The organism is Demequina globuliformis (assembly GCF_000975155.1).
Lineage (GTDB): Bacteria > Actinomycetota > Actinomycetes > Actinomycetales > Demequinaceae > Demequina > Demequina globuliformis.
This window is the reverse complement of record NZ_BBRG01000001.1, coordinates 838001-862854: the sequence shown is the minus strand read 5'-3', so window position 1 is coordinate 862854 and position 24854 is coordinate 838001. Positions and strand designations below refer to the sequence as shown.

Sequence of the window (24854 nt, the reverse complement as noted above, 5' to 3'; positions counted from 1 at the left end):
GCCAAATGGCACCATTTCATTGTTTTAGAGGCGTATAACAGGCGTTTTGTGCCACTTCAGTCGGTGTGCGGGGGTGTGTGCGGGGGTGAGGGCTGGGTGGCCTCGGGCTCTGGGGCCGTGCGGCGGGCGCGGCGCGCACGCATCACCCACAGGACAACCAGCGCTACCGCGGCCAGGACGACCAGCCACGGGAGCAAGACGCCGGCGACGACGAGTGCGCCCGACAGGAACCCGAGCAGGCCTTCCCAGCCGGACTGGAGGCCGGAGAGGAACGAGTCGGGATCGTCGTCCACCTCCACGATTGGCTCGGTCGTCAGCGACAGGTCCACGGTTGACATCGATACCTGATCCGCGAGGCCGCGTTCGCGGGCCTCGAGCGCCTCAAGCTCAGATCGACGCGAGTCCAACTCGGACTCGAGCGCGATGATGTCCTCAATATCCTCCGCCTGATCGAGCAGACCCTCGATCCGCTCAGTAGACGCGCGCAGGGTCGAGATCTGCGCCTCGAGATCCGTCACCTCCGTGCTGACGTCGTATGCGTTCGTGGTGAACTCGTCGACCGTGCCGAGTGTGCGCAGTTGGTCCACGACATCGGTCAGGTCATCGGAGGGGATACGCATGGTGAGGAACGCGGAGCCGCCGTTCCACTCGTCGGGGGCCGTCTCGCTCCTGGCGTCGATGCGGCCGCCGGCGTCCTGGACGATCGCGACGGCCGTGTCGCTCGCTTCGACGGGGTCGTCCACCGTCATGTACATGGCGCCGGTGGTGATGACGGAGCGTTCGGTGGTGAACTCGCCGTCCGCCACCGCGCTGTCCTCATCCGTGTAGGCGATCTCGGGCGCCATGGCTGAGGCCTCTGCGGAGCCCGCGCCTTCCTCGTACGAGCCGCCGTAGTCACCGGCGCTGTCGCTCTCCGAGTCGCTCGACGAGCATCCCGCCAGCGCCCACGCCGTCACCATCGCGGCGACGGTCGCGCCTGCGGCGAGTCTGCGGCGCCGCGCCGTCCGGTTCTGCGTGTCCATGAGGCTCATAGTAGGGAGACGCTTGGCCCGGTGAGATGGTTGGGTGCCGAATCGTTATCGGGCACGTAGCAGGGGCGTTGACTGCCGCCGACCGCCGCCGACCGCCGCCGACCGCCGCGTCGGCCCGGCCCCCTCGGCTGAGCGCGCACCGCGCCCCACGAAGTTGGGCCGATGCCCGGTCTCGCTGCTGTGCGGGGCGAGCCCGGGCATCGGCCCGCTCGACTCTGAAGTGGCACAAAACGCCTGTTATAGGCCCGCAAAACAGCCAAATGGAGCCATTTGGCGGAGGGAGGCGGGGTGTTCGCTGTGAGCATAATTTGCATGCATGTGCATCCAAACGCATCTGTGCGTCGGAAGTGGTTGATGAGAGGTCGCACCCCGGCGGCCTCCAACCCAAATGTACGAAGGAGAGCATCATGCGCACGTCACTGATCGCCGGCGCGGCAGCCGGAACGCTCCTCGCGGCCGGATTCGCGGCCCCCGCCCTCGCTGTCGAGGACGGCATGTCGGAGCTGTCCGTCCTGCACGGCATCCCCGACACCCCCGTCGACGTCTACGTCAACGGCGAAAACACCATCGACGACTTCCAGCCAGGCGACCTCGCAGGGCCGTTGGACCTTGAGCCCGGCACCTACTCGGTCGCGCTCACCGCAGCTGACGCCGAGGACGACTCGGAGCCGGTGCTCGGACCCATCGACCTCACGCTTGAGGCTGACATGAGCTACACCGCCGTGGCTCACCTCGACGCCGACGGCATGGCCACCGCCAACCTTTTCACCAACGACATCTCCGAGACCGCCGCGGGAGAGGGCCGGCTGACCGTCCGCCACACCGCAGCCGCTCCGGCCGTCGACATCTGGGCAGACGGCGACGTCCTGTTCGAGAACCTCGCCAACCCTGACGAGACCATGGGCGACGTCCCCGCCGGTACCTACGAGGCGGCCGTATCCCTCACGGGCGAGACCGACCCGGTTCTTGGACCCACTGACGTCGAGATCGCCGAAGGCGTCAACACGATCGTGTACGCGTGGGGCTCCGCTGAGGACGACACCCTCGACCTCGCCGTCCAGACCGTCGACGTGCACTCTGCCGCCCCGTCCGCCGTTGAAGCTGGCCAGTACGGCTTCGCAGACGAGGGCTCCTCGCCCGTCCCCGCCATCGCAGCAGTGCTCGCGATGCTGGGACTGACCGGGCTCGCGCTGCGGTTCGCCCGCCGCTAAAGACCGGTCGCAGTACTACCGGACAGGGGAGGGCGTGCTGTCGCTGCACGCCCTCCCCACTACTGATTTCTCGCCACCGCTCAACCCAGTCAGGGAGTCGCTATGGACACCGCCGCACCCCGCAGCGCCGTGGAGAGGGCCGATGCCCCCTCGAAGTGGCGACGGGCGCTCGGCTTTGTGATCACGACGGGGCTGGTGGTGTCGGGGTGTGTCGCCGGCGGTTCGGGTGCCGGCGGCACCCCCGGCGCCGCCGGGGAGAACGAATCCGTCCCGACGGTGAGCGCATCGCCCACCGAGCCTGCGACGACGAGCGAGCCGACATCGGCCCCCGCAGAGGAAGCATCCTCCCCCGTGGTCGCTGATGTTCCCATCCGGTCCTCCGCGCCTGACGCGCAAGAGGCAGTCGTCGTCGACGAGCCGCAGCGCCTGCGTGTGCCGGAACTGAACATCGACATGCCGGTGGCGCCCGTCGGGGTCGAGCCCGGCGGGGAGATGGAGATTCCTGAGGACGCTGGCGTGGCTGGCTGGTACCAGTACGGACCGGCACCCGCCGAGGGCACCGGCAACGCGGTGATGGCCGCGCACGTGGATTCTCCGCAGGGGCTGGGCCCGTTCGGCCGGCTCCTCGAGGTCGAGGAAGGCGCGCTCATTGAGGTCGAATCGGCCAGTGGCGAGTGGCTCACCTATGAGGTCGTCGATGTGGAACAGACGGACAAACGCGACGTCGACCTCGAGGGAGTGTTCGCGCAGGACGGACCCGCCCAACTGGTGCTGGTCACCTGCGGTGGAGCCTGGGATGCAGGCCGCGGACACTACGACGACAACGTGATCGTGACCGCGATCCCTGCGAATGGCATATCGTGAGCGTCATCACTCTTGCCAAGTATCCAGGAGACGCATCGATGAGCGCAGGCCCCCCGCCCGTCACTGGCGCCGCGCTCGCGCACGCCTTTGCGGCAGGAGATCACGGCGCCCTCGAAGAGTTGTACCGGGACGTATCCGCCCTGGTCTACACGATGGCGGTGCGTCAACTGGGCTCTGCGGCCGATGCCGAAGACGTCACCCAACAGACTTTTGTGTCCGCGTGGAATGGCAGGGAGGGATTCGATCCCGACCGCGGCGACCTGCGTGGGTGGACAGTCGGGATTGCGAAGCGCCGTATTGCCGACGCGCTCGCGGCCCGCGCGCGGGAAACCCGGCGCGCGGAGGCCGCCCAGGAACGGGTGGAGCCCGTCGCGAGCGACAGTGCAGACGCGGTGCTCTTGGCCTACGAGGTCGAGGCGTTGGGCGATCCCCGCAAGACCATCGTGGCGCTCGCCTACTACGAGGGCGCCACGCACGAGCAGATCGCAGTCAAGCTCGACATGCCGCTAGGCACCGTGAAGAGCCACCTGCGCCGAAGCCTTCAGGAACTACGTCACCGATGGGAGGTGGCCGATGTCGCATCTTAATGACGACGCACTCGCCGCACTCGCTCTAGGCGACGGCAGTGAGGCCGATGCCGCACACACCACGCAATGTGCGGTGTGCGCAGAGGCGCTCGCGGAGTACACCCGCATTACCGGAGCGTTGGGCGGGCTCGACGGGCGCGTGACATTGGAGACGCCACCGGCGTCCGTCTGGGAGTCCATCGCGCAACAAACCGCACCGGCGGCCGCCGTGGACACGTCGGTGCAGGATGGCGCTGCGGGCGACACCGGGCGTCACGCCGGGCGCGAAGCCACGCGCGACACCGCGTCGGCCAGCGGCGCTGGGGCACCGAGTGCCGCCGCCCGTACCGTTGCCCCCGCTGACGAGCTCGCGGCCCGCCGCGAGCGCCGCACGGGCCCGTCGTGGTGGTCGCTTGTGGGCGCAGCCGCCGCGGGTGTCGTGATCGGTGGGGTGGGAGTCTCGATGGCGACCACGGGAACCGACCGCAACGCTGATGTGGTGGCCAGCGCGCCGCTGTCGCAGCTCCAGACGGAGTCCTCTGCGGGCACCGCAGACCTCCAGGTGCGTGACGACGGCACGCAGGTCTTGGTGGTGGAGACGGACTACGAGCCGCAGTCAGATGCCTACCTCGAGGTGTGGCTGATTGACGAGGACATCGACGGCATGGTCAGTTTGGGCCACCTCACTGGTGACCGCACCGAGTTCACCTTGCCTGAGGGCTTCGATGTCACGATGTTCCCCATCGTCGACATCTCGATTGAGCCCACTGACGGCGTGCCCACGCACTCGGGCGACTCGATCACGCGAGGCAAAATCGACATCTGAGCGGTCCGCTACGATTCTCGGATGCACCGACTCGTAGTTGTCGCGCCGTGGTTCGCGACTCCCGATGCTCCCTTTGCAGGTGTGTTTGTCCGGGAGTGGACCCTTGCGATGAACCTCGATCCAGAACAAGTCACGGTTCTCCACCTCCACGTCGTAGCACCTGGCACAGCAACCGCACTCGAGCGGCGTGAGGAGCCCTGGGGCTCAGTGATTCGGATCCCGATCCCGCTTGAGCCGAACGCTCCGCGCATTGATGTTGCGCGCGCGCAGGCTGAAGCATTGCGTTCGCGGGCGCCGCAGGAGTATTGGGAGGCGGACGTAGTCCACGCGCACGTCGGCTTGCCCACGGCGTGGGCAGTCACGCAGGTGCCGCCACCGAAAGCGCGAGTTGTGACAGTGGAGCATGCCTCCTACCTTTCAACCCTCCTGAAGAGGGATGACACGCGGCAGGCATACGGTGAAATGCTCGAAGAGACCTCCATGCATCTGATGTCGGGCGAGCGGGAGGCGAGGATGGTGCGAGGTGCCTTCCCCGCTCTCCGTGAAAAGGTGGTCGCTGTAGGAAATCCAGTCAACGAAGCGGTGTTCCGCGCGCGTGCTGAAGCGCCGACACACCTCGACCATTGGCTGTATGCGGGAAATATCACCGAGGCCAAGGGCGTCGCGCGTGCAGTGGAGCTATATCTAGCGTGGCGGTCGCGATCCCCGGAGCGAGAGGGCTCCTTCACCATCGTTGGACAGGGCCCAGCGGCGCGCGACATTCGTGCCATCGCCGACGCCTCGCAATGGGGCCACGAAGTTCGACTCGTAGGTCCAAGAGCGGCCAGCGAGCTGGGTGAGCTCATGCGACACTCAGACGTGCTCGTGCACCTTAGCCACAAAGAAACCTTCGGGCTAACCGTCGTGGAGGCTGCAATGTGTGGCATGGCAGTGATCACCACTCGGTGTGGGGGGCCTCAAGACACGTTGGCAGAGGCTTTCGACAGAGGGCAAGCGCTTTTGCTGCACGTTGAACCGCGCCCCGAAGATATGGACCTGGTGCAGAGGTTCGCGGAACAGCTTCCTGGCGCGACATTTTCTGCTGCTCAACACCTCCAACGGAGATACGGGTCTCAAGCTTTTGGCGCCCAGCTCCGCGCCGTGTCCGACGGCCTCAACCCGTTCACCACTTCGGGGGACGCGGCCGTTGTGGGGCTGCTCGCGACAACGAGGCAGGGTGTGCGGCTCGCGCAGCATTTGGCGTCGATCGTTGTGGGCGCAGGCGCCGCACCGGTCGTTTGCCTCGCGCCAAAGGAGGAACTGGGTGTGCTCGACTCGCGCGCCCGTGGAGTAGACCTCAGCGGCGTGGGCACGGCACCCGGCGCCGCGCTCTACCTCCGTGTTCTGTACATCTGGCCGCTTCTGCTTCTCGCGTTGCCCGCCAGATGGTTTGTCGCGAAGATCGCCAGGTTCGACGGCCGTGGTGGCAGGTACGCCCGCAAGGTCCGCCGAGCGCTCAGTCGACGAATCGATGCCGCCCGCCAGCGCAAGCAGGCGCTTCGGACCGACCCGCCAGGTGTATCGGGCCCATTTTGGCGGGTGGCACCTTCGGTTGGCGGAGAAATCTGTCGAGTCGAACCCACACTGCTCAAGGTCGGCTCATCGTGGATCATTTGCGACGGGCAGTCGAGAGCCCTGTTGAAAGCGCTTGAGAAGGAGTTTGGCTTCCGCGCGCGGAGGGTGGATGCAAGTGCAGCTGACGTCGCGGAGCTAGTTGCCGACCACCTGGCGCGTAGCACGTGAGTTACCGTTTGCTGCGTTCACTTCCCGTGCCGTGCACGAGATCGTGCGTGCATGCGTGAGCATTGCGTATTCTCTTCACAGCAGGAAGGAAGAGGGTGAGGAAGCTGCGGCAGGCAACTGGTGACCCGTCGAGCGAGGGCCAGGCGCGAGGCCCCGACGTGAGCATAGTCACGTCTGGACATGACATTGCCGACGCGCGCTTGCACCGCCACGTCGCTGCTCTTGCAGCAGCTGGCCTGGAGGTGGAGGTTTTCGCGCTTGGCGACTCCGCAGACGCGCCGGGCGGTTCGACACGCACTGTTGTAAGTCCGCGCCCACCTTTATGGAAGCGGCTCGCGCTTGCGCAGCGTTACGCGCGCGATGCGCAAGGTAGAGTGCTGATCTCGCTGGACCCCGAGAGCGCACATGCCTGCAGCCAGGTCGCCCGAAAGAGCTCGCGGATTTTCGTAGCCGACGTTCACGAGGACTATCAGGCCGTATTGCACGACCGTCCTTGGTCGCGCGGTTTGGTGAAGCTCGGCGGGACGGTGCTCGCGCGCATGGGTGCCAAGGCCGCGCGCACTGCAGATCTCACGGTCGTCGCTGATTCGCACCTGATGCGTGATGTTGAAGAGCGCGTTGTCGTCCGCAACGTGCCCGATGGCGTTGGCGCGACCCCTCGTGACGATGAACCCCGCGCTGTGTACGTAGGGGACTTGCGCCGTACCCGCGGGCTCTTTGACATGCTTGAAGTCCTCGAGCTGTGCCCGGACTGGAAGCTCGATCTCATCGGTCCCATTGCGCCTCACGACGTTGAGGAGGCCCACACCAGGGCCGCCGCGCTGGACGGCAGGGTGCGCATTCACGGGCGTATGCGGCCCGACGATTCGTGGAAATTGGCGGACGGCGCCTGGGTGGGCTTTTGTATGTTGCATGACACGCCCGCGTTCAGGGAAGCGGCACCATCGAAGGTGTACGAGTATATGGCGCATGCAATACCGGTGCTCGCTACCGATCTGCCGGTCCAGGCACGGCTTGTCGAAGAGTCCGGCGGGGGCCGGGTGGTGTCGGGCGTGGCCGAAGCTGTGCAGGCGCTCGAAGCGTGGCGCGCGGATCCGGATGGGCACGCTGAGGCGGCGCACAGAGCTGCAGCGTGGGCCAGTGGCGCCGAACAATACCTGCAAGGCAGTCGCACGCTCGCCATTGTGATTCGCGAGCTCCTGCAGGCGACCCCATGAAGATCGCGGTGGTGACGCCATGGTTTCCTCGCGAGGTCAGTCCCTACTCTGGCACGTTTGTTCGAGAGTGGGTTCGGTCGATGGGCCTTCACCCAGACCAGGTGTGCGTCATCCATTGTGTTGATGTTCCCGTCGGCGCGGACTTCCCCGTGCAACGTGAATCGCATAGCTGGGGAAAGCTAATTCGGGTTCCGGTGGCCCACGATCCGATGCTGTCGCGGGCGGACACGGCAGAGCGCCACCGGGTGGAGTTGCGTTCGCATGTGGCCGCTGAACTTGCGGGGGCGGAGGTCATTCATGCGCATGTAGGGATGCCGTCGGGCGTCGCGACCGCGGAGCTTTTGCGGCACGACCAGCGACTGATCACCATTGAGCACGCCACATACCTGCCTACGCTCCTTGCGCATCCGGTCGCACGCGAGGTGTACGGAAAGATGCTGAACCGTACATCGGCTCACCTAGTCGTGGGTGAGGACACTGCCCGCATGGTGCGCCGCGCATTCCCGGAGGTCCGCGATCGTGTCCATACTGCGGGCAACCCGGTGGACGTAGACGTGTTCTCACCGTCTGGACCCGGTATGACACCGACGAAACACTCTGATGGCACAGATAGCCGCTGGTTGTTCGTCGGCAACTTCATTGAACGCAAGGGCGTGCTCACCTTGCTGGAGTCTTTCGCGCTTGCCTGCGCGCGCTTCCCCGGCCTGGACCTCTCCCTAACAATGGTCGGTGCTGGCTTGTTGGAGAGCCAGCTGCGTGAGTTCGTTAGGGTGCGTGGGCTCACGGGCCAAGTCGCATTCCTGGGGCCACGCAGCGGTCGCGAAGTGGCTGAACTCATGCGCAGTCATGGCACCCTCGTGCATCTATCGCAGTTCGAGACTTTTGGGCTGACTGTCGTGGAGGCGATCGCGGCTGGCGCCAGAGTAATCGCAACCACCTGTGCGGGCCCCGAGGAGACGTTACGTGGAGCAGCAGGTGCGGGGCGCGCGTCACTGGTGCCACTTGATGCGACTCCGTCCGAGGTTGTCGACGCGTGGGCGACTCTCATCGCTGTGCCCGGTGACCCCGTGGCGGCACGTCAGAGCATCGTCGACCTATACGGCGCCACACCTTTTGGCGAACGACTGTTGCGAGTGTCGCGTGGAGAAACCTGGCACCGTGCGGAACCGGCGCGATCGAGGATCCTGGTTGCCGCCGCTACTCCCGGGGGCGAGCACGCTATTCGGTATGCCGTGCCGGAGCTCTTGGGCCGCGACAGTGAGGTTGCCGTCGTCGTGGGCGGCATGACACAAGCGGTGATGACAGATCCACGTGCCACGGTCGTGAATGTGCAGCCACAGTTGGGTGGCAGCTTCAGTGCCCGAGCGGAAACGTGGTTCGTAGACACGGCGCCCGCCTGGGCCGTCGACATGACTGCCCGCGCCCTGAAAGGCGCCGGCGCGGCCTTACCCGCGGCTCAACGAGTGTCGAATGCAGGACATCGGCTCGTCAAACGCGTCGGTCGAGGATGGGAGCGGCGCCGCGCGCCCCGGCGTGCACGTGTGCGTGCCCGAATGCTGGCTAGCCCGGATCGGTGGGAGAGCATCGTCACGCATGTCTCCGAAGCATTGCACGGGCGCGCGATTGATTGCGTGGTGTGGGCCGACGACGACAACCGCGGACTCGCCGAGCACATTGCGGCGCAGTTGAAGGTCCCAGCCGTGGCTGCAGAAAGTCTCACAAACTGGGCGCAGTAGCGTTACGCGTCGAGGCTCAGTGCTTCGACGATGCGCTGCGCAGTCTCGGGGCCTGTATGCCAACGGGCCGCGAATTCGCGGCCGCGTTCCGCCAGGTCCCGTGCGATAGCCGGGTTCGTTTGCCAATGCTCAATCAGTTCGGGGACCTCTGATGGCGCGCATGCCGCGACAGGGAGGTCCTCTCCCGTCAACCGGAGCACTGCTTGCTGAAGCGGTGCTCCCGCAAGGCCCACCACCGCGCGTCCTGCGTGCATGGCCTCGACAGCGGCGACGCCATATAGATGTAAACCAAACTGGTCGGCAACAACATCCGCGTCTGCGACAGCGCTCGGGACCTCAGCAGGAGGCATGCGCCCGGGGAAGCTCCACGAGACACCGGATGCGTTGGCCGCTGCGGTACGCAAGCTGGCCGTGTTCTTGATCCACGGATTGGATGGTAGATGGAGTACTCGCAGTGGTGCCGCCCATTGTGGGCCGCTGAGGTCGCGCCACGGCGACTGGGGCACGACGACCGGCACCCACGTACCCCCGGGCAGGTGTTCGGCCAGATCCGGCGTAGTGAAGAGTTGGGGACCGTCCCAGGCCGCTGCAATCTGTCCGTGCCGCCGTGCTCTTGACTCCAATGCGCGCACGTGGCCCTTCTTGGTGGCGTCCCAGAACGGCGAATGTGGGTTGTCTTGACGCTCCACGATCGGGCGGCGTATGTCGGTGCCATGCCACACCATCGACACTTGAATTCCGCGCTCGCGCAACGCATCCGCCTCCGCCAGTACGTCAAACCCGTGGAGGCGTCCGAACAACGGGCGACCGGACTCCATCATCACGTGCGTGAAGTGACGGCACACGTCATCAAAGAGATCCTGCTGCCACCGCCGTGGTAAACCGGCGACCTCTCGGGGGCTCACGTGGGTCGAAGGAAATGAAAAGCTCGTTGTGCCGACGTGAGCCCATGTCTCGGCGACCACTCCAGGATGGGCGTTCGTCAATGCGGTGGCCCACGCGTGCGCTTGCCCCGCGAAGTTTGCCGGCGCAAGAAGCAGCCTGGCAGTCGCTTGCGGAGTCGTCACGCCCTGCCATGGTGAGCGAGCATCGGCCGCCCTGTGCGCACTCGGTACCCACCGCATCGTCTCAATCAAGGCGTGTGCCCGCGGTCCGGCACCGTACTGTGCCGCGCGGATGGACCCCTTCAGATTCGTGAGGTTCATGGGCGCTGAGCGAACCGCTCCACGAGGTCCCCGTCGCCACCGATCACCAAGAGGTCATCTGCGTGAATGACGGTGTCCTTTGAGCCGTACTCGAAGTCCTCGCCCGGGCTCATGACGCCAATGACCTGGATGCCGTACTTGTCGCGCAGGTTCAACTCGCGCAGGGTGAAGTTGTGAGTCTCCTTGGGCGGGCTCATCTTGACGATCGTGAAGCCCTCATCGATCTCGATGTAGTCCAGCATCCGGCCGCCAACGGAGTGTGCGACGCGCACTCCCGCATCCGACTCCGGCAACACAATGTGGTGCGCGCCAATACGGCGCAGAATGCGGGCGTGCTCGTCGGAAATGGCCTTGGCCCAAATCTCTGGCATGCCAATGTCCACGAGGTTTCCGGTGATCAGCACCGAGGCCTCGAGCGAGGTCCCCACCCCGACCACGGCCGCGCTGAAGTCCTTCGCGCCCAGCTGTTCAAGCGCGCGAGGGTCAGCGGCGTCTGCCTCCACGACGGGAATGCGCTTGGAGAAGCGCTCAACCAGGTCCGCGTCCTTCTCGACCGCGAGCACCTCAACGTCCATGGCGTCCAAGTTGTCGGCCAACGCGGAACCAAAACGGCCCAGGCCAATGACGAGGACGCCGGATGCGGTGGAGTCGTTGCTAGCCAATGATCGGCCTCTCTGACGGGTAACGGATAACGCGGCGCTGCTTGTTCAACGCTAGCGCGGCAGCGATGGTCATTGAGCCCACACGCCCCACATACATGAGCACAATCAGCGTGGTCTTTGCCTCCGGCGGCAGGTCGGCGGTGATGCCGGTGGACAGTCCGCACGTCGCGTAGGCGGAAATGACCTCGTAAAGTGCCCTGTCCAAAGGAATGTCGGTCTGCGCCATGAACACGCCGGTGCCCACCACGACGACCGCGATACCGATCATGGTGATCGCGACCGCGCCGCGCAGGACCTCCGTGCCAATGCGTTTGCCGAAGGCCTCCATGTCGCGGCGGCCACGGGCCTCAGCCCAGATCGCGAGCAACAGGACGGCGAGAGTGGTCACGCGAATGCCGCCCGCGGTGGAACCCGACCCGCCACCAATGAACATGAGGACGTCTTCGAGCAGCCAGGTCTGCTCGCGCGCGTTGCCGATGTCGAAGGACGCGAAGCCGCCCGAACGCTGGTTGATGGATTGGAAGAAGAGGTTTCCGGCTGTCTCTGCCGCACTGTGATTGCCCAGCGTCTTGGGGTTGGACCATTCGAAGATCGCGAGCAGTCCAGCGGAGATGACCGCGAGAACGGACACCGTGACGAGGGTGAGTTTGGTGTGCAGCGACCAGGTGCGGGGCCGGCGCCAGTGCCGCATGAGGTTGAGGTACACCGGATAGCCCAGGCCGCCAATGAAGACGCCCAGGCCAATCGGGATCAAGATCCAGAAGTCCTTCGAGTAGGGGTATAGGCCCACGGGATCCGGAGTGAACCCGGCGTTGTTGAACGCGGAGATCCCGTAGAACACGGAGTAGCCCAGCGACTTCCAGAAGCCGTAGTCGAGCATGATGTAGCGCGGTAGCAGGATGACCGCGATCAATGCCTCGACGGTGAAGGACACCACGAGGACGGTGCGCAGGAGTGAGCGCAGGTCGCCCAGGCCGGATGCGCGGGCCTCGCCTGCGGCCAACAGGCGCTGGGTGAGGCCAAGTCGCCGCGAGACCGCTAGTCCAATGAGCGACGCGAGCGTCATGATGCCCAGGCCGCCCACCTTGATGCCGGTCGCGATAATCGCTAGGCCCCATGCGGACCAGTACGTGCCGGTGTCCACGGTGACGAGACCGGTCACGCAGACCGCGGACGTCGCCGTGAACAGCGCGTCGATGAACGGTGCGCGCTCGCCGGAACTCGTGGCCGCTGGTAGCGACAGCAGTGCGGTGAAGATGAGGATGACGACCGCGAATGACAGCAGTGCCAAGCGTGCAGGGGAGCGCAAGGCGGCGCGGCCGAGCCAGTCGCCCACGGCAGCGCGGGTGTCGCGCAGCTTGTCCATGCAACTCCTCACGGGCGCCGTCCGGATGCGGCGCCTGATGGACCTTTCACAGGTGTGAAACACCTGCCATTGCAATCATCGGCATGTTTCACACTCTTCACAACTGTCACTTCTGCCCCTACAGTAGAGGCAGTGTTCGGCCGATACACCTGCCGGATGGGTTCACTGAGGGAGAATGACTTCATGGCAGACAAGGGCGGGTCCCGCACGACGTTCCTCACGGTAGCTGAGGTCGCGCAACTTCTGCGTGTGTCGCGGATGACGGTGTATCGCTGGATTCACGCTGGTGAGATCCCCGCTGTGCAGTTCGGGCGCTCCTATCGCGTGCCCCGCGCTGCGGTCGATCAGTTCATGGAGCAGGCGGGCTTTCAGGGCGGCTTTGCCGGCGAAGATGACGAGCGCCGCTCCGGCACGGTAGGCTAGGTCCTTGTCTGTCGCGTCCAGCGCGTACTGGACGCCGAAAGCACCCTGATCGATTCGAGGTAGGTTCCGTGGGATCCGTCATCAAGAAGCGCCGCAAGCGTATGTCGAAGAAGAAGCACCGCAAGCTGCTTCGCAAGACGCGCCACCAGCGCCGCAACAAGAAGTAGCGTGACGCCGGGCAAGTCCCGGCTTGACGCACGTAACGCCCGTTCCACCCTCCGGTGGGGCGGGCGTTTCTGCGTCTACCCGCGGTCCCGCCCCCCGGGGTCGTGCATGTCAGTGCCGGAAATCGCGGTGATTCCGGCACTCACATGCACGAACAGTGGGGGTGAGCGCACGATGCGGTGGCTCGGGGTGAGCTCGCTAGAGGTTTTGCGCGCGCTCGTCTTCCACGACCGGGCGGCCGGTCAAGCGGCCAACGGTGGTGCGTCCTGCGGCCTTGACACCGCGCCCCACCGCAACGGTCGCCCACACGGCGCCGGCGGCGGAGGCCCGGACAATGCCGCGGCGGCCATTCTTGCGTCGCTTGCGGAACTCCTTGACGCCCCAGCCGCGCTCCTTGGCCATCTTGAGCAGTTTGCCGTCGGGGTTGATGGCGCAGGGGTGGCCGACCGTCTCCAGCATGGGCCCGTCGTTGATCGAGTCGCCGTAGGCGTAGCTTGCCTCGAGGTTGAGGCCGCGGTCGTGCGCGAGTGCTTGCACTGCCGTCGCCTTGGCCTCGCGGTGGAGCATGTCGCCTGTGAGGCGTCCGGTGTAGATGCCGTCGACGTTCTCGGCGACGGTGCCCAGCGCGCCGGTGGCGCCGAGTCGCTGCGCAATGATCGACCCCACCTCTTGAGGCGCGGCGGTCACGAACCAGACCTCGCGGCCGGCCGCAAGGTGCTCGTCGATGAGTGCGCGGGTGCCGGGGAAGATGCGCAGGGCGAGGACCTCGTCGTAGACCTCTTCACCGACCGCGATCATCTCTGCCACCGACCATCCTTTGATGATCGACAGCGCTTCTTCCCGCAACTGGTCCATTTGTTCACGCGATTCGCCGAGCATGACGTACCTGGCCTGCTCCCACGCAAAGCGGAAAATGTCGTGCGCCTTGAAGAACCCGTGCCGTTGGAGGCCGCGTGCGATGTGATACGACGAGGCGCCACGGATCACGGTGTTGTCGACGTCAAAAAACGCCGCAGCACGCGTGCCCTCGTCGGTATGCTCTGCCATCACCGTCTCACTCTAGCGATAGCGAGCGCGGCCCTGAACGTAGGCTGTGGCCATGACCACACGCGTCACCCTCTATTCACGTCCCGGATGCCACTTGTGCGATGACGCGCGCCGCCTCGTGGAAGAGACGTGTGCGAAGCGCGGCGTGACGTGGACGGAAGTCGACATCTCGACTGACCCCGCCCTCACCTCGCAGTACGGAGAGCAGATCCCGGTGGTGACGGTGGACGGTGCGGTGGTGGGGTTTTGGCGCATAGACCCCGACCGTTTGACGAGCGCCCTGCGCTAAGGGCCGATGCCCGGGCTGGGGTGCGGAGGGTCCGTTGAGGCCCGTAGGACTGAGGTCCCGCGCGCGTGGGTGACAATAGAGGCCATGCCCGTCGTCCACTTGCTCCGCCACGGCCACGTCTACAACCCGGACAAGGTCTTGTATGGCCGCCTGCCTCAGTTTCGGCTGTCCGATGCTGGCCAGGCGATGGCGCAGGCCGTTGCCGATGACCTGGTCGCGCGCGAGGTGCCTGTGGGGCGTGTGATTGCCTCCCCACTGCAGCGCGCGCAGGAGACGGCTGCCCCGGTGGCGAAGGCGTTTGGCCTGGAGATCGCCACGGAGGAGCGCATCATCGAGGCGGGCAACGACTTCGCAGGCCGCGTTCTCACCAAGGGCGCGCGCGACTTCATGCATCCGCGCGACTGGTGGAAGCTACGCAATCCCTGGGCGCCTTCATGGGGCGAGCCGTACAAGGAGCAGCGCGCCCGCATGTGGGCCGCGGTGAAAGACGCGGCCGCCGCGAACCCTGACTCGGACACCGTCATGGTGAGTCACCAGTTGCCCATTTGGGTGACGCGCTGCTCGTTCGAGGGCCGCTCGATGGTCCACGACCCGCGCTCGCGTCAGTGTGGCTTGGCGAGTCTGACGTCCTTCACGATCGAGGATGGCGAGGCCGTGTCGATGACGTATCGCGAGCCTGCGGCGCATATCGAGGTGCCCAAGTGAGGCGGAGCACGCGGCTGGTGATCCTTGCCGCGGTGGTGGTGGCGTTGGTGCTGTGGCTCTCAGCGTGCGCGCCGGGAAGCATCGAGGAGTCACCTGGCTACGTCAGTGGTGACGGCACGGTGACGGAGTGGGCGGTCGACGCGCGCGGCGAGGCGCTGGAGTTGTCCGGCGTTGACTTTGACGGCGAGCCTGTCGCGACCGCCGACTATGTGGGCCAAGTGGTGCTGGTGAACACCTGGTACGCGAGCTGCCCGCCGTGCCGCGCCGAGGCGCCGGATTTGGTGGCCCTGGACGCGCGCGACGACGTTCAGGTGCTGGGCGTCAACAGTCGGGACGATGCCGCGACGGCTCACGCATTTGACCGCACCTTTGAGGTGGAGTACCCCAGCATCGATGACTCGGATGGTCAGGCCGTTGCGCAGATGCAGGGCCTGGTCTCCATCAATGCCGTGCCCACCACGCTCGTCCTGGACACCGAGGGCCGCGTCGCCGCTCGGGTCGTGGGCCGCGTCGAGCCGTCGACCATGGAAGCCCTCGTCAATGGGGCGCTTCAGTGATTCAGTCCATCGGCTCGGACTTTGCCTCGACCGTCCTGTCGGGCTCCCTGCTGCTCGCGGTCCCCATCGCGATGCTCGCGGGGCTCGTGAGTTTCGCCTCCCCGTGTGTGGTGCCGCTCGTGCCCGGGTACCTGGGCTACGTGTCGGGGATGGCGGGCGCCGACTCCGGTGGCAAGAAGTCCCGGCCGCGCCTGGTGCTGGGGGTGCTGCTGTTCATCGCGGGCTTCTCCGCGGTGTTTGTGACGCTCGCGATCGTGGTGTCCGCAGCGGGCGCGGCGTTCGAGGCCCAGCTCGACATCATCACTCGCGTGCTCGGCGTCGTGGTGATTTTGATGGGTCTGGCGTTCATGGGTGCCATGCCCTTTTTGCAGAACGAGCGTCGCTTTCACGTGAGCCCCAAGGCCGGTCTGGCGGGCGCACCGGTGTTGGGCATTGTGTTTGGACTGGGCTGGACCCCCTGCATTGGCCCCACGCTGTCCGCAGTGATCACGCTGGGGCTGACGGAAGGCACCGTCGGTCGCGGCGCACTCCTGGCGGTCGCGTACTGCCTGGGCCTGGGGTTGCCGTTCCTGGCCCTTGCGCTGTGGTTCGAGCGGTCGGGTCGGGTATTGGCGTGGTTGCGCAAGCACCGTCGCGCGCTGCAGTTGGTCGGCGGCGCGATGCTCGTGATTTTGGGCGTCATGCTCGTCACCGGCTTGTGGGGCGCGCTCACCAATGAGCTGCAGGGCTGGATTGACTCGTTCTGGGTGGCGATCTGATGGCACGCATGAAGATCGACAACTACGCCTACGCCGACGTCCCGCGCTTGGGTGTCACCGGCTGGCTCCGGTGGACGTGGCGTCAAGTCACCTCGATGCGTGTCGCGCTGATCTTGCTCATTGCGCTCGCGCTCGCGGCCATCCCGGGCTCGGTGCTGCCGCAATGGCCGCAGAACGCTGGCGACACCCGCGCCTTCATCGACGCCAACCCGTTCTGGGGTCCCGTCCTGGACGCCACGGGATTCCTCGACGTGTTCGGCTCGGCGTGGTTCACCGCGATCTACGTGCTGCTGTTCGCGTCGCTCATTGGCTGCATTGTGCCGCGCGTCGGTGTGTACTGGCGCGAGCTGCGCTCCGAGGTCCCCGCCGCGCCTAGCCGCCTGGACCGCTACGAGCCGCTTGAGGTCGCGACTGACCGCGCTCCAGCGCAGGTCATTGAGTCCGCGCGCACGGAATTGTCGGGCAGCGGCCCCGTGCGGTGGTTCACCGGCTACCGCGTTCGGGTCGACGAGCGTGAGGACCGCGACGGAATGCCCGTGCTCGCCCTGTCGGCGCACAAGGGCCACGTTCGCGAACTTGGCAACCTGCTCTTTCACGTGTCGCTCATCGGAATCCTCGTGGCCGTTGCCGCCGGTTCCCTGCTGACCTACCGCGGGCAAGCGTTGATCGTGGAAGGCGACACCTTCACGAACGCGGTCGTCGCATACGACTCGTATGAGGCCGGTGCGCTGTTCAGCGAAGACGATCTAGACCCATGGATTCTCTCGCTCGACCAGTTCGACGCCGTGTTCGGCACCACGGGCCTGCCGGAGGATTTCACCGCCCATGCGACGTTGACGGAGCCGGGCAAGGAGCCGCGCGAGGTTGAGGCACAGGTGAACCGTCCCATCCAGGTCGACGGCGCCAAAATCTACCTCCAGGGCAACGGCTACGCTCCGCGTTTCACGATCACGGACTCCGCCGGTGAAGTGGCGTTCCAGGGTGCGGTGCCGTTCCTGCCGCAAGACGGTGTCTACACGTCCACGGGAGTCGTCAAGGTGCCTGACGTCACCGAGGGCGAACAACTGGGATTCAAGGCGACACTGTTGCCCACGGCTGTCGCGAGCGATACCGGCCCTATCTCCGCGCACCCCGATCTCACGAACCCGGTGATCTACCTCCAGGCCTACACCGGCGACCTTGGTCTGGACAGCGGCGTGCCGCAGAACGTCTACCAGCTGGATGAGTCGCAACTGAGCCCCGTGCGCGGCGACGACGGTGAGCCCCTGCTGGTGCCGCTCAGATTGGGCGAGACCATCACGCTGCCGGACGGCCTCGGGACGGTGACGTGGGAGTCCGTACCGCGATTCGCGGCTTTCGACCTGCGTCGCGACCCCACACTGCCGTGGCTGCTCGGCGCGTCGGTCGGCGCGCTGGCGGGCCTGGCCCTCAGCTTGTTCGGCGCGCGCAGGCGCATATGGGTGCTGGCCCCGCTCGGTGCGCAGGAGCCAGGTGCGGACGGGAAGACTACAGTGGTCACCGCGGCCGCCTGGGCGCCCGCGCACGACAGTGCCGTGCGTGACGAGCGTGACGGCGTGCTGACCACGGCCACCGGAACTCAGGTCGCAACATCCCCGGAGGAAGAATGACCGCGCAGGAACTCAGCTGGCTCGCTTTGTGGGGCGCCACGGCCTTGTACGCAATCGCGATGGTCGCCTCCGCCGTGCACCTCGCTCGCGTCGCCGACGCCAAGGTGGCCGCGAAGGCCCGCGCGGAGCACAAGGTGACGGCCGCCGGCGGCGCAGCCAACGGAAGCGCCGAGTCCACGGCGACCCGGGCGTCGGCCCCCACCACGGCATCGGCCACACCCGCCCTTCACGACAAGGCGAACGGTATTGCCAAGGCGACCACCCTGATGGGTGCCCTGCTGCAAGGAGTCGGCGTCGTCGCGCGCGGCGTTGAGGCGGGGCACGTGCCGTGGTCGACCATGTACGAGTACACGATTACCGGCACCTGGGTTGCGGTCGTCGTGTTCCTGATCGTGCAACGCAAGCGCGACGTGTCATACCTTGCGCCGGGCGTGACGGGCTTTGCCACCATTGCCCTGGGCCTGGGAATGACGGTCCTGTACGCGCAGTCGACGGGACTCCAGCCCGCGTTGCAAAGCTTCTGGCTGATCATCCACGTGTCGATCGCGATCATTGCGACCGGTATCTTCACGGTCGGCGCCGTCGCGACCGTGCTGCAACTGTGGCGCGACTACCGCGACGACTCCGAGTTGCCCGTCGCGGACGCAGGCAACGCGCTCACCCGCGCCTCGCGTCGGTGGCGCAACTGGAACGTGCGTGTCCTGAAGAGCTGGACATGGCTTGAGGCAGTGCCCGCGCCCGCAAAGCTTGAGGCGCTCGCGTTCCGCCTGCACGCCGTGGGCTTTGTGCTGTGGACATTCACCGTCATGGCTGGCGCGGTGTGGGCCGAACACGCGTGGGGTCGCTACTGGGGTTGGGACCCCAAGGAGGTGTGGTCCTTCGTCATCTGGGTCATCTACGCCGCCTACTTGCATGCCCGCACCACCCAGGGCTGGGCCGGACGCCGCAGCGCTGTCCTCGCGCTCATTGGCTTTGTGGCGCTGATCATGAACTTCACCGTGGTGAACCTGGTCTTCCAGGGCCTGCACTCGTACGCCGGGGTCTGATCCGCAGTGAAGATCGCGTTTGTGCTGGACGACTCGATCGACCGCCCGGATGGCGTGCAGCAGTACGTCCTGACACTGGGTGCGTTCCTCGAGCGGGCCGGTCACGACGTGCACTACGTGTGTTCCGAGGCATCGCGCACCGACGTCACGGTGCACTCGCTCGCGCGCAATGTGGGGGTCACGTTCAACGGCAACGACCTGCGCGTGCCGCTGCCGACGTCCCGGCGGGCGTTGCGCGACTTCCTGGATGAGCAACGCTTTGACGTGATCCACGTGCAGATCCCGCACTCGCCGCTGTTCGCGTCCCGTGTGGTCGATGAGGCTCGGTCGGTGCAGGGTCGCAGCGTGCGCATTGTCGGGACCTTCCACATCCTTCCTGACGGGGTGGTGTCTGAGTACGGCACCCGCGCGTTGGGCCTCCTGCAGCGCCGCAATCTTGCGCGTTTTGACGCCTTCTGTGCGGTCTCGCCGCCTGCGGTGGAGTTTGCGCGGAGGGCCTTTGGGATCGAGGCGCGAGTGATTCCTTGCTCGATCGATACCTCCGTGTTTGCCGGTGCCGTTGGCGCGCCTCGCGATAGCGATCGTTTGCGGATCGCGTTCCTGGGCCGGCTCGTGGAACGCAAGGGCGCGGCAGAACTCGTGGACGCGGTGGCGGCGTTGGCGCCCCAGGTCCGCGACCGGATCGAGGTGCGCTTGGGGGGAAAGGGGCCGATGCTCGAGGCGCTCCAGGCGGCCGTTGCCCGGGCCGGTCTGGGCTCAGTGGTGCACTTCGATGGGTTTGTCGCGGAAGAGGACAAGGCGGCGTACTACGCCGGTGCGGACATCGCGGCGTTCCCCGCGACCGGCGGCGAGAGCTTTGGAATTGTGTTGATCGAGGCGATGGCGTCCGGTGCGGGCGTGGTGCTGGGTGGGGCCAACCCCGGGTACCTGTCGGTGTTGGGGGACCGGCCAGAGGTCTCCGTCGATGCCAGGGACACCGCCGCTTTCGCTGGCGCGCTCACGAGGCTCATCGAGGACGACGCGCTGCGCACTGAACTGCACGGCGAGCAAGCCCAGCGAGTGCGTCAGTTTGATGTCGAGACGGTGGGGGCGCAGATCCTGGACCTCTACGGCGTCTGAGGCGTCTCGACAGTGTGAGCCACAGCATCGTCCGGCGCGCCGATACAGTGGAGCGCATGTCCGATGCACCGCTGACTTCCGATGGCGCCGGGGCGCGCTACCTCGACACCACGCAACGCATGTTGGCTGAGGCCGCGCAGGCCGAGTCGGCCGCAATGTCCGCGGCCGCGCAGGCCGTCGCGGACGCGCTTGTGGCGGGCCGCACTCTCCATGCCTTTGGCTCTGGCCACTCCCACATCCTCGCGGAGGAGATCTACTACCGGGCGGGCGGTCTCAAGCAGGTGAAGCCGCTGTTGTTCGAGGCGCTCATGCTTCACGGTTCAGCGCAGTTGGCGACCCAGCTGGAGCGCATCTCTGGCTTGGCGGCCCAACTTCTTGACGATCACGGGGTGGAAGCGGGCGACGTGCTGATGGTGGCGTCGAACTCCGGAGGCAATGCAGTTTCCGTCGAGGCTGTGCAAGAAGCGCGTGAGCGTGGGCTCGTCACGATCGCCGTGACCTCGGTGGGTCACGCGACCTCGCCAGCGGCCCGCCCCACACCGCACCCCAAGCTGCATGAAGTCGCGGACATTGTGCTCGACAACCACGGCGTTCCCGGCGACGCTGCCGTGCCTGTCGAGGGCGCAGGGACGCGCTTGGGGCCAACGTCCACGGTAGTCGGTGCGGCACTGGTCAACGCCGTCGTCGCCGAGGCAATCGAACGTGCGGCCGCGCGCGGATGGGAGCCGGATCTATGGGTCTCGAGCGCCCTCGCGATTGGTGACGCAGCCAACCAGGGGAGTTAGCTGGCCGTGCCGGACCCCACAACATAAGGGCCCTGACGCCTGTTTGCGGGAGTAGACGCCCTACGAGTCCCTGCCCTTGCGGCGCTCTTGCTGGCGGAGCCACCGCAGATAATCGGGGTCATCGTCGGGAGCCTTGGGGTGGGTTGCCGGGCGGCCACCGTTGCCGCGCAGGTTCAGGCCAATCCAGATCAATGCGCCAAGGTAGGGCGCCAGGATGATGATCGCGATCCACAGTGTGCGGTGGATGCCGAAGTACTCCTGCTGTCCACGATTGAGGACATCGGTGACGGCATAAGCCGCAAGACCGATGTAGAGGCCGACCAGCACCAGGTAACGCATCGGTCCATTCTAGTGGTGGAAGGCCCTAGTTCCTAGGCGGGCCGGTTGGCACGGCTACGTACGGCCGCATGCGCGGGCCCGCGTACCCTAGAGGGCATGAAGATCCTCGCCTACTGGGCTGCGCGTACCGGCATCTTTGCGGCGGTCGTAGTGCTGTTGTGGCTCGTGGGCTGGTTCGACGTCATTTCCTTGATCGCGGCGTTTGTCATTGCGTGGATGCTGTCTTACTTGTTCCTTGACGGGTTGCGCCGCGAGGCGGGGTCGCAAATGGAAGGTGTGATTGACCGGTCTCAGAAGGGCCTGCGCTCGTTGGACGCTGAGGAAGACAGCGAGGTCGACGGCGGCGCGGCCCCGCCCCGCTAATTTCCCCTGGCCGAACATACTCGGCGGGTCCGGGGGTATCCCCGAGCCGTGGCCGTACGTTTCCGGCGATCGTCCGCGTTAGAACATCAAGCCCACGGTCATGAGGATTCCGTAGGCCAAGCCGATGCCGGAGATCGCCTTAAAGATCAGCGGAGCGCCCACGCGTACCGCACCCACACGCCCCGCAAGCGCCACCAGCAAGCTGGGAAGAGCGACCAGCGCGGAGATCAGCACCCACGGTTGCGCGAACGCGACAATGACGGTGCACGCCGTGGGCAACATCACGATCAGCATGAACAGCCGGCGCGCGTCACGGTCGCCGAGCTTCACGGCGAGGGTGCGTTTACCCGCCACCAGATCGGTGTCCAGATCGCGGATGTTGTTCACGAGCAGCAGTGCGACGGCGTAGAACCCCACGCCCGCCGATGCCACCACGGCCCACCATGTGATCGAGCCAGCCTGCGTATACATGGTGCCGAGCACCGCGACCGGGCCAAAGAACACAAAGACGCTGACCTCGCCCCAACCTTCATAACCGTAGGGGCGGGACGTTGCGGTGTAGGTCCACGCTGCGGCAATCGCAATCGCCCCCACGAGCAACAGCCACCACGTCTCGGTCAGGGCCACGAGCGCAATTCCCGCCGCACACGCGGCCACGCACGCCAGAATCGCCGCACGCTTCACGGCCGTGGGTGTCGCGCGCCCCGTTGCCACCAGCCGGTCCGGCCCCACACGGTCCACATCCGTCCCGCGCACGCCGTCGGCGTAGTCGTTGACGTAGTTCGACGCAATCTGCAATGCGAGGCCCACGGCGAGCGCGAGCAGGGCAGGTACCCATGCGAACTCGTCCACGGCCGCGGCCGCTCCCGAGCCCACCGCGACCGCCGACGCCGCCGTCCACAACGTTCGCGGACGCGCGCCTGCCACCCAATCGGAAGCCGTGGTCATGCGTTCTCCTCACCATGTGCGGCCGCGGCTTGCTCGCGCGCGGCACCGCGATCGATTTTGCCAGCCGGCGTGCGCGGCAGAGACACCACCGGCACCACTTGGCGCGGCAACGCATGGCGGGGAAGGTCTAACGCGTCGCGCACATGCGCCAGCGACGGTGCCGGATCAGCGGCCACCACCAACGCCACGACACGCTCACCCCATTCGGGGTCGGGTACCCCCACCACGACGGCCTCGCGTACACCCGGCAAGTCCTGCAGGGCCCGCTCGACCGCTGCCGGGTGCACGTTGTGCCCGCCGGTGATGATCACGTCATCGGCCCGGCCGTAGACGGTCAACGCACCATCCCAGCCGCCCAGGTCGCTCGTGGCGAACCAGCGCCGCCCGTGCGCGGTGACAAAGGCGGAACTGTCCCCGTCCGCGTAACCGTCAGCGAGCATCGGCCCGCCAAGGCAGATCCGCTCATCGTCATCGATCCGGACGGACACTCCTGCCAGGGGCACGCCGTCGTACACGCAGCCGCCGCAGGTTTCCGTCATGCCGTACGTTTCCACTGCGTTCGAAGGCAGCACCATGCCGGGGGCAGCCCCGCCCACCAGCACCGCGTCAAAACTAGCGAGTGCGTCCGCGCCTCGCGGGTCAGCCACGAGCCGGCGCACCTGAGTGGGCACGAGCGAGACGTACCGCCGCCCAGGTGCCATGGAATCGACTGCGTCGCAGAACGCTTGCGCCGTGAATGGGCCCGGCGCCATGCGCGCCACCTGGGCATCGGCCACCGCCGCCCGGGCCAGCACCATCGCACCCGCAATGCGATCCGTGGGCATCGCGAGCAGCCAGTGGGCAGGACCGCCCAGGCGTTCCAGGGTGGAGCGGGCCGATGCCCGCACGGCCGCCGCTGACAACAACACTTCGCGCGGCTCACCCGTGGAACCCGACGTGCGGGCCGCGATTCCGGCCACTCGGTCGGCTAGGGAAAAGGTGATGGCGGACTCGGCGCCGTCGACGAGCCGTGCGTAGGTCATGCCTCCAGCGTAGGCGCACCCCTACAATGGCGGCCATGAAGACCCGTCGCATTGTGCCCGTTGCTGCCGCTGCCGCAGGGGCGCTGCTGCTCGCCGCCTGCTCGTCGAACGTGGAGGAGGCTCCCGCCACCACCGCATCCGCCTCCGCGCCATCCGTGTCGCGCTCAGCAGTGCCGTCGCCGCCGGAGAACCCCGCGCCGGACACGGTGTGGCCGTTGACGGGCGTGGACGCTGAGGGCGCCGACGAGGCCCTCCTGGCCAACCCCGCATTGTCGATCAAGATCGAGAACTCCGCGGCCGCGCGCCCGCAGCAGAACCTCGTCAACGCTGACGTGGTCTTCGAGGAGTACGTCGAGTCCGGCATCTCCCGCTTGGTCGCGATTTACCAGTCGGACATCCCGGAGACGGTCGGCAACATCCGCTCCATGCGCCCCATGGACAAGAACATCATGGGCTCATTCGAGGGCCCGCTCATCTTCTCTGGGGCCCAGGGCCGCTTCATCAACGACACCGTCTCGAGCGGCCAGGAGGTGATCGTCGACGACCGCGGCGACGCCGGCTTCTACCGCTCATCTGCGCGGCCAGCGCCTCACAACCTCTACGGCACGACCGCGGACTTCCTTGCGCAGACGGATGCTGAGGCGCCGCCCCAGCAGTTCGAGTATGCCTACCCCGTCGAGGAGTCGAACGTCGTCACCGGCGGCACCACCGCATCCGAGATCGATATCTACATGTCGCGCTACTCCGCTCCGTCGTGGGAGTGGGACGGCGACGTGTGGCAGCGCTTCGAGGGCGGTTCGCCCCACGTCCAGGACGACGACACCCAGCTGTACGCGGACAACGTCGTAGTGCTACGCGTGGACGTCGAGAACACGTCCTCCTCAGGTGGCTCCTCCGTGCCGGAGACCATGGTGGCCGGTCGCGAGGGCACCGGGTATGCCGCCGTGGGCGACTCCTACATCGAGATCTCGTGGTCCAAGGCCGGCCAGTATGACCCCTTCGTACTGACGACCGCCGACGGTGATGACGTGCAACTCAAGCCCGGCAAGACCTGGGTGGAGTTGGTGCCGCAGTCGGGCGTCTCCGACAACCCCACGGTGGAGATCTCCTAGTACGCGGCTCCCCTCCGCCCCCACTTCCCTGGCCGAACATACGCGGCGGGGATCGGGGAGTGTTTTCGTCGTGGCCGACGAT

At 66.4% G+C, this 24854-nt stretch carries 27 protein-coding genes; 19 read left to right on the top strand and 8 right to left on the bottom strand.

Features of this window, described 5'->3' with window-relative positions:
* Nucleotides 1-56: 56 nt before the first annotated feature.
* A complete protein-coding gene (locus AOP75_RS03985; RefSeq protein ID WP_062077026.1) occupies nucleotides 57-1022 on the bottom strand; it encodes a DUF4349 domain-containing protein in 966 nt (321 codons plus the stop codon).
* 416 nt (nucleotides 1023-1438) lie between these two features.
* On the opposite strand from AOP75_RS03985, the gene AOP75_RS03980 reads away from it, so the two are divergent.
* The 7 genes from AOP75_RS03980 to AOP75_RS03950 all read left to right on the top strand — a co-directional run bounded on the left by AOP75_RS03980 (nucleotide 1439) and on the right by AOP75_RS03950 (nucleotide 9233).
* Complete coding sequence (locus AOP75_RS03980; RefSeq protein ID WP_062077025.1) at nucleotides 1439-2242, top strand: DUF4397 domain-containing protein; 804 nt, start codon at nucleotides 1439-1441, stop codon at nucleotides 2240-2242.
* 102 nt (nucleotides 2243-2344) lie between these two features.
* Complete coding sequence (locus AOP75_RS03975) at nucleotides 2345-3106, top strand: class F sortase (RefSeq protein WP_062077024.1); 762 nt, start codon at nucleotides 2345-2347, stop codon at nucleotides 3104-3106.
* A 38-nt stretch (nucleotides 3107-3144) separates the two neighbouring features.
* Entirely contained in the window at nucleotides 3145-3693 is a 549-nt protein-coding gene (locus AOP75_RS03970) for an RNA polymerase sigma factor (protein WP_062078394.1), read from the top strand.
* Nucleotides 3680-4498, top strand: a complete 819-nt coding sequence (locus AOP75_RS03965) for an anti-sigma factor (protein WP_062077023.1) — start codon at nucleotides 3680-3682, stop codon at nucleotides 4496-4498. The genes AOP75_RS03970 and AOP75_RS03965 overlap by 14 nt, the downstream gene beginning before the upstream one ends.
* Nucleotides 4499-4519: 21 nt before the next feature.
* Nucleotides 4520-6280: a glycosyltransferase family 4 protein gene (locus tag AOP75_RS03960; protein ID WP_062077022.1), complete on the top strand. Its 1761-nt coding sequence runs from the start codon at nucleotides 4520-4522 to the stop codon at nucleotides 6278-6280.
* A 374-nt stretch (nucleotides 6281-6654) separates the two neighbouring features.
* Nucleotides 6655-7497 carry a glycosyltransferase gene (locus AOP75_RS03955; protein WP_152649932.1) on the top strand — a complete coding sequence of 281 codons (843 nt, stop codon included), beginning with the start codon at nucleotides 6655-6657 and terminating at the stop codon, nucleotides 7495-7497.
* Entirely contained in the window at nucleotides 7494-9233 is a 1740-nt protein-coding gene (locus AOP75_RS03950) for a glycosyltransferase (protein WP_062077020.1), read from the top strand. The genes AOP75_RS03955 and AOP75_RS03950 overlap by 4 nt, the downstream gene beginning before the upstream one ends.
* Before the next feature lie 2 nt (nucleotides 9234-9235).
* Here the strand turns inward: AOP75_RS03950 and AOP75_RS03945 are convergent, their stop codons facing one another.
* The 3 genes from AOP75_RS03945 to AOP75_RS03935 all read right to left on the bottom strand — a co-directional run bounded on the left by AOP75_RS03945 (nucleotide 9236) and on the right by AOP75_RS03935 (nucleotide 12466).
* Nucleotides 9236-10300, bottom strand: coding sequence for a glycosyltransferase (locus AOP75_RS03945; protein ID WP_152649931.1), 1065 nt, complete (start codon nucleotides 10298-10300; stop codon nucleotides 9236-9238).
* 134 nt (nucleotides 10301-10434) lie between these two features.
* Nucleotides 10435-11100 (bottom strand): potassium channel family protein, encoded by a 666-nt coding sequence (locus AOP75_RS03940; protein ID WP_062077018.1) that lies wholly within the window; start codon nucleotides 11098-11100, stop codon nucleotides 10435-10437.
* Nucleotides 11093-12466 carry a TrkH family potassium uptake protein gene (locus AOP75_RS03935; RefSeq protein ID WP_062077017.1) on the bottom strand — a complete coding sequence of 458 codons (1374 nt, stop codon included), beginning with the start codon at nucleotides 12464-12466 and terminating at the stop codon, nucleotides 11093-11095. Before AOP75_RS03935 ends, AOP75_RS03940 begins: the two co-directional genes overlap by 8 nt.
* Before the next feature lie 183 nt (nucleotides 12467-12649).
* Between AOP75_RS03935 and AOP75_RS03930 the strand changes: the two genes are divergently transcribed.
* Together AOP75_RS03930 and AOP75_RS12360 are read left to right on the top strand one after the other, a co-directional pair.
* Complete coding sequence (locus AOP75_RS03930) at nucleotides 12650-12889, top strand: helix-turn-helix domain-containing protein (protein WP_062077016.1); 240 nt, start codon at nucleotides 12650-12652, stop codon at nucleotides 12887-12889.
* 68 nt (nucleotides 12890-12957) lie between these two features.
* Nucleotides 12958-13056 carry a 30S ribosomal protein bS22 gene (locus AOP75_RS12360; protein ID WP_005504750.1) on the top strand — a complete coding sequence of 33 codons (99 nt, stop codon included), beginning with the start codon at nucleotides 12958-12960 and terminating at the stop codon, nucleotides 13054-13056.
* A gap of 196 nt (nucleotides 13057-13252) precedes the next feature.
* Here the strand turns inward: AOP75_RS12360 and AOP75_RS03925 are convergent, their stop codons facing one another.
* Entirely contained in the window at nucleotides 13253-14101 is an 849-nt protein-coding gene (locus AOP75_RS03925) for an HAD family hydrolase (protein ID WP_062077015.1), read from the bottom strand.
* Between the two features lie 52 nt (nucleotides 14102-14153).
* On the opposite strand from AOP75_RS03925, the gene AOP75_RS03920 reads away from it, so the two are divergent.
* The 8 genes from AOP75_RS03920 (at nucleotide 14154) to AOP75_RS03885 (ending at nucleotide 20988) form a co-directional block, all read left to right on the top strand.
* Nucleotides 14154-14390: a glutaredoxin family protein gene (locus AOP75_RS03920; protein WP_062078392.1), complete on the top strand. Its 237-nt coding sequence runs from the start codon at nucleotides 14154-14156 to the stop codon at nucleotides 14388-14390.
* Nucleotides 14391-14474: 84 nt separating this feature from the next.
* Nucleotides 14475-15095 carry a histidine phosphatase family protein gene (locus tag AOP75_RS03915; protein WP_062077014.1) on the top strand — a complete coding sequence of 207 codons (621 nt, stop codon included), beginning with the start codon at nucleotides 14475-14477 and terminating at the stop codon, nucleotides 15093-15095.
* Entirely contained in the window at nucleotides 15092-15652 is a 561-nt protein-coding gene (locus tag AOP75_RS03910; protein ID WP_062077013.1) for a TlpA family protein disulfide reductase, read from the top strand. Before AOP75_RS03915 ends, AOP75_RS03910 begins: the two co-directional genes overlap by 4 nt.
* A complete protein-coding gene (locus AOP75_RS03905; protein WP_236683112.1) occupies nucleotides 15652-16410 on the top strand; it encodes a cytochrome c biogenesis CcdA family protein in 759 nt (252 codons plus the stop codon). The genes AOP75_RS03910 and AOP75_RS03905 overlap by 1 nt, the downstream gene beginning before the upstream one ends.
* The gene (gene resB / locus AOP75_RS03900; protein ID WP_062077012.1) at nucleotides 16410-18038 is read left to right on the top strand and encodes a cytochrome c biogenesis protein ResB; all 1629 of its coding nucleotides are present in this window, start codon (nucleotides 16410-16412) and stop codon (nucleotides 18036-18038) included. Before AOP75_RS03905 ends, resB begins: the two co-directional genes overlap by 1 nt.
* On the top strand, nucleotides 18035-19084 hold the full coding sequence (gene ccsB / locus AOP75_RS03895) for a c-type cytochrome biogenesis protein CcsB (RefSeq protein WP_062077011.1): 1050 nt from the start codon (nucleotides 18035-18037) through the stop codon (nucleotides 19082-19084). The genes resB and ccsB overlap by 4 nt, the downstream gene beginning before the upstream one ends.
* A 6-nt stretch (nucleotides 19085-19090) precedes the next feature.
* Nucleotides 19091-20203, top strand: coding sequence for a glycosyltransferase family 4 protein (locus AOP75_RS03890; RefSeq protein WP_062077010.1), 1113 nt, complete (start codon nucleotides 19091-19093; stop codon nucleotides 20201-20203).
* A gap of 56 nt (nucleotides 20204-20259) precedes the next feature.
* Nucleotides 20260-20988, top strand: a complete 729-nt coding sequence (locus AOP75_RS03885) for a sugar isomerase domain-containing protein (RefSeq protein ID WP_062077009.1) — start codon at nucleotides 20260-20262, stop codon at nucleotides 20986-20988.
* 60 nt (nucleotides 20989-21048) lie between these two features.
* Here AOP75_RS03885 and AOP75_RS03880 read toward each other — a convergent pair whose 3' ends face one another.
* The gene (locus AOP75_RS03880; protein ID WP_062077008.1) at nucleotides 21049-21327 is read right to left on the bottom strand and encodes a PLDc N-terminal domain-containing protein; all 279 of its coding nucleotides are present in this window, start codon (nucleotides 21325-21327) and stop codon (nucleotides 21049-21051) included.
* A gap of 96 nt (nucleotides 21328-21423) precedes the next feature.
* On the opposite strand from AOP75_RS03880, the gene AOP75_RS03875 reads away from it, so the two are divergent.
* Nucleotides 21424-21690 (top strand): DUF4229 domain-containing protein, encoded by a 267-nt coding sequence (locus AOP75_RS03875; RefSeq protein WP_062077007.1) that lies wholly within the window; start codon nucleotides 21424-21426, stop codon nucleotides 21688-21690.
* Between the two features lie 78 nt (nucleotides 21691-21768).
* Here the strand turns inward: AOP75_RS03875 and AOP75_RS03870 are convergent, their stop codons facing one another.
* Together AOP75_RS03870 and AOP75_RS03865 are read right to left on the bottom strand one after the other, a co-directional pair.
* The gene (locus AOP75_RS03870; RefSeq protein WP_062077006.1) at nucleotides 21769-22638 is read right to left on the bottom strand and encodes a 1,4-dihydroxy-2-naphthoate polyprenyltransferase; all 870 of its coding nucleotides are present in this window, start codon (nucleotides 22636-22638) and stop codon (nucleotides 21769-21771) included.
* Nucleotides 22635-23660, bottom strand: coding sequence for an AMP-binding enzyme (locus AOP75_RS03865; protein ID WP_083966674.1), 1026 nt, complete (start codon nucleotides 23658-23660; stop codon nucleotides 22635-22637). Before AOP75_RS03865 ends, AOP75_RS03870 begins: the two co-directional genes overlap by 4 nt.
* A 35-nt stretch (nucleotides 23661-23695) precedes the next feature.
* Between AOP75_RS03865 and AOP75_RS03860 the strand changes: the two genes are divergently transcribed.
* Nucleotides 23696-24772: a DUF3048 domain-containing protein gene (locus AOP75_RS03860; protein ID WP_062077005.1), complete on the top strand. Its 1077-nt coding sequence runs from the start codon at nucleotides 23696-23698 to the stop codon at nucleotides 24770-24772.
* The last annotated feature ends 82 nt before the right edge of the window (nucleotides 24773-24854 follow it).

Bases quoted from the DNA above. Each gene is read 5' to 3' on its own strand.
- AOP75_RS03985 (WP_062077026.1), bottom strand. From the start codon at position 1,022: ATGGACACGCAGAACCGGACGGCGCGGCGCCGCAGACTCGCCGCAGGC.
- resB (WP_062077012.1), top strand. From the start codon at position 16,410: ATGGCACGCATGAAGATCGACAACTACGCCTACGCCGACGTCCCGCGC.
- AOP75_RS03965 (WP_062077023.1), top strand. From the start codon at position 3,680: ATGTCGCATCTTAATGACGACGCACTCGCCGCACTCGCTCTAGGCGAC.
- AOP75_RS03935 (WP_062077017.1), bottom strand. From the start codon at position 12,466: ATGGACAAGCTGCGCGACACCCGCGCTGCCGTGGGCGACTGGCTCGGC.
- AOP75_RS03975 (WP_062077024.1), top strand. From the start codon at position 2,345: ATGGACACCGCCGCACCCCGCAGCGCCGTGGAGAGGGCCGATGCCCCC.
- AOP75_RS03880 (WP_062077008.1), bottom strand. From the start codon at position 21,327: ATGCGTTACCTGGTGCTGGTCGGCCTCTACATCGGTCTTGCGGCTTAT.
- AOP75_RS03980 (WP_062077025.1), top strand. From the start codon at position 1,439: ATGCGCACGTCACTGATCGCCGGCGCGGCAGCCGGAACGCTCCTCGCG.
- AOP75_RS03915 (WP_062077014.1), top strand. From the start codon at position 14,475: ATGCCCGTCGTCCACTTGCTCCGCCACGGCCACGTCTACAACCCGGAC.
- AOP75_RS03930 (WP_062077016.1), top strand. From the start codon at position 12,650: ATGGCAGACAAGGGCGGGTCCCGCACGACGTTCCTCACGGTAGCTGAG.
- AOP75_RS03920 (WP_062078392.1), top strand. From the start codon at position 14,154: ATGACCACACGCGTCACCCTCTATTCACGTCCCGGATGCCACTTGTGC.
- AOP75_RS03870 (WP_062077006.1), bottom strand. From the start codon at position 22,638: ATGACCACGGCTTCCGATTGGGTGGCAGGCGCGCGTCCGCGAACGTTG.
- ccsB (WP_062077011.1), top strand. From the start codon at position 18,035: ATGACCGCGCAGGAACTCAGCTGGCTCGCTTTGTGGGGCGCCACGGCC.
- AOP75_RS03885 (WP_062077009.1), top strand. From the start codon at position 20,260: ATGTCCGATGCACCGCTGACTTCCGATGGCGCCGGGGCGCGCTACCTC.
- AOP75_RS03925 (WP_062077015.1), bottom strand. From the start codon at position 14,101: ATGGCAGAGCATACCGACGAGGGCACGCGTGCTGCGGCGTTTTTTGAC.
- AOP75_RS03950 (WP_062077020.1), top strand. From the start codon at position 7,494: ATGAAGATCGCGGTGGTGACGCCATGGTTTCCTCGCGAGGTCAGTCCC.
- AOP75_RS03860 (WP_062077005.1), top strand. From the start codon at position 23,696: ATGAAGACCCGTCGCATTGTGCCCGTTGCTGCCGCTGCCGCAGGGGCG.
- AOP75_RS03960 (WP_062077022.1), top strand. From the start codon at position 4,520: ATGCACCGACTCGTAGTTGTCGCGCCGTGGTTCGCGACTCCCGATGCT.
- AOP75_RS03875 (WP_062077007.1), top strand. From the start codon at position 21,424: ATGAAGATCCTCGCCTACTGGGCTGCGCGTACCGGCATCTTTGCGGCG.
- AOP75_RS03865 (WP_083966674.1), bottom strand. From the start codon at position 23,660: ATGACCTACGCACGGCTCGTCGACGGCGCCGAGTCCGCCATCACCTTT.
- AOP75_RS03970 (WP_062078394.1), top strand. From the start codon at position 3,145: ATGAGCGCAGGCCCCCCGCCCGTCACTGGCGCCGCGCTCGCGCACGCC.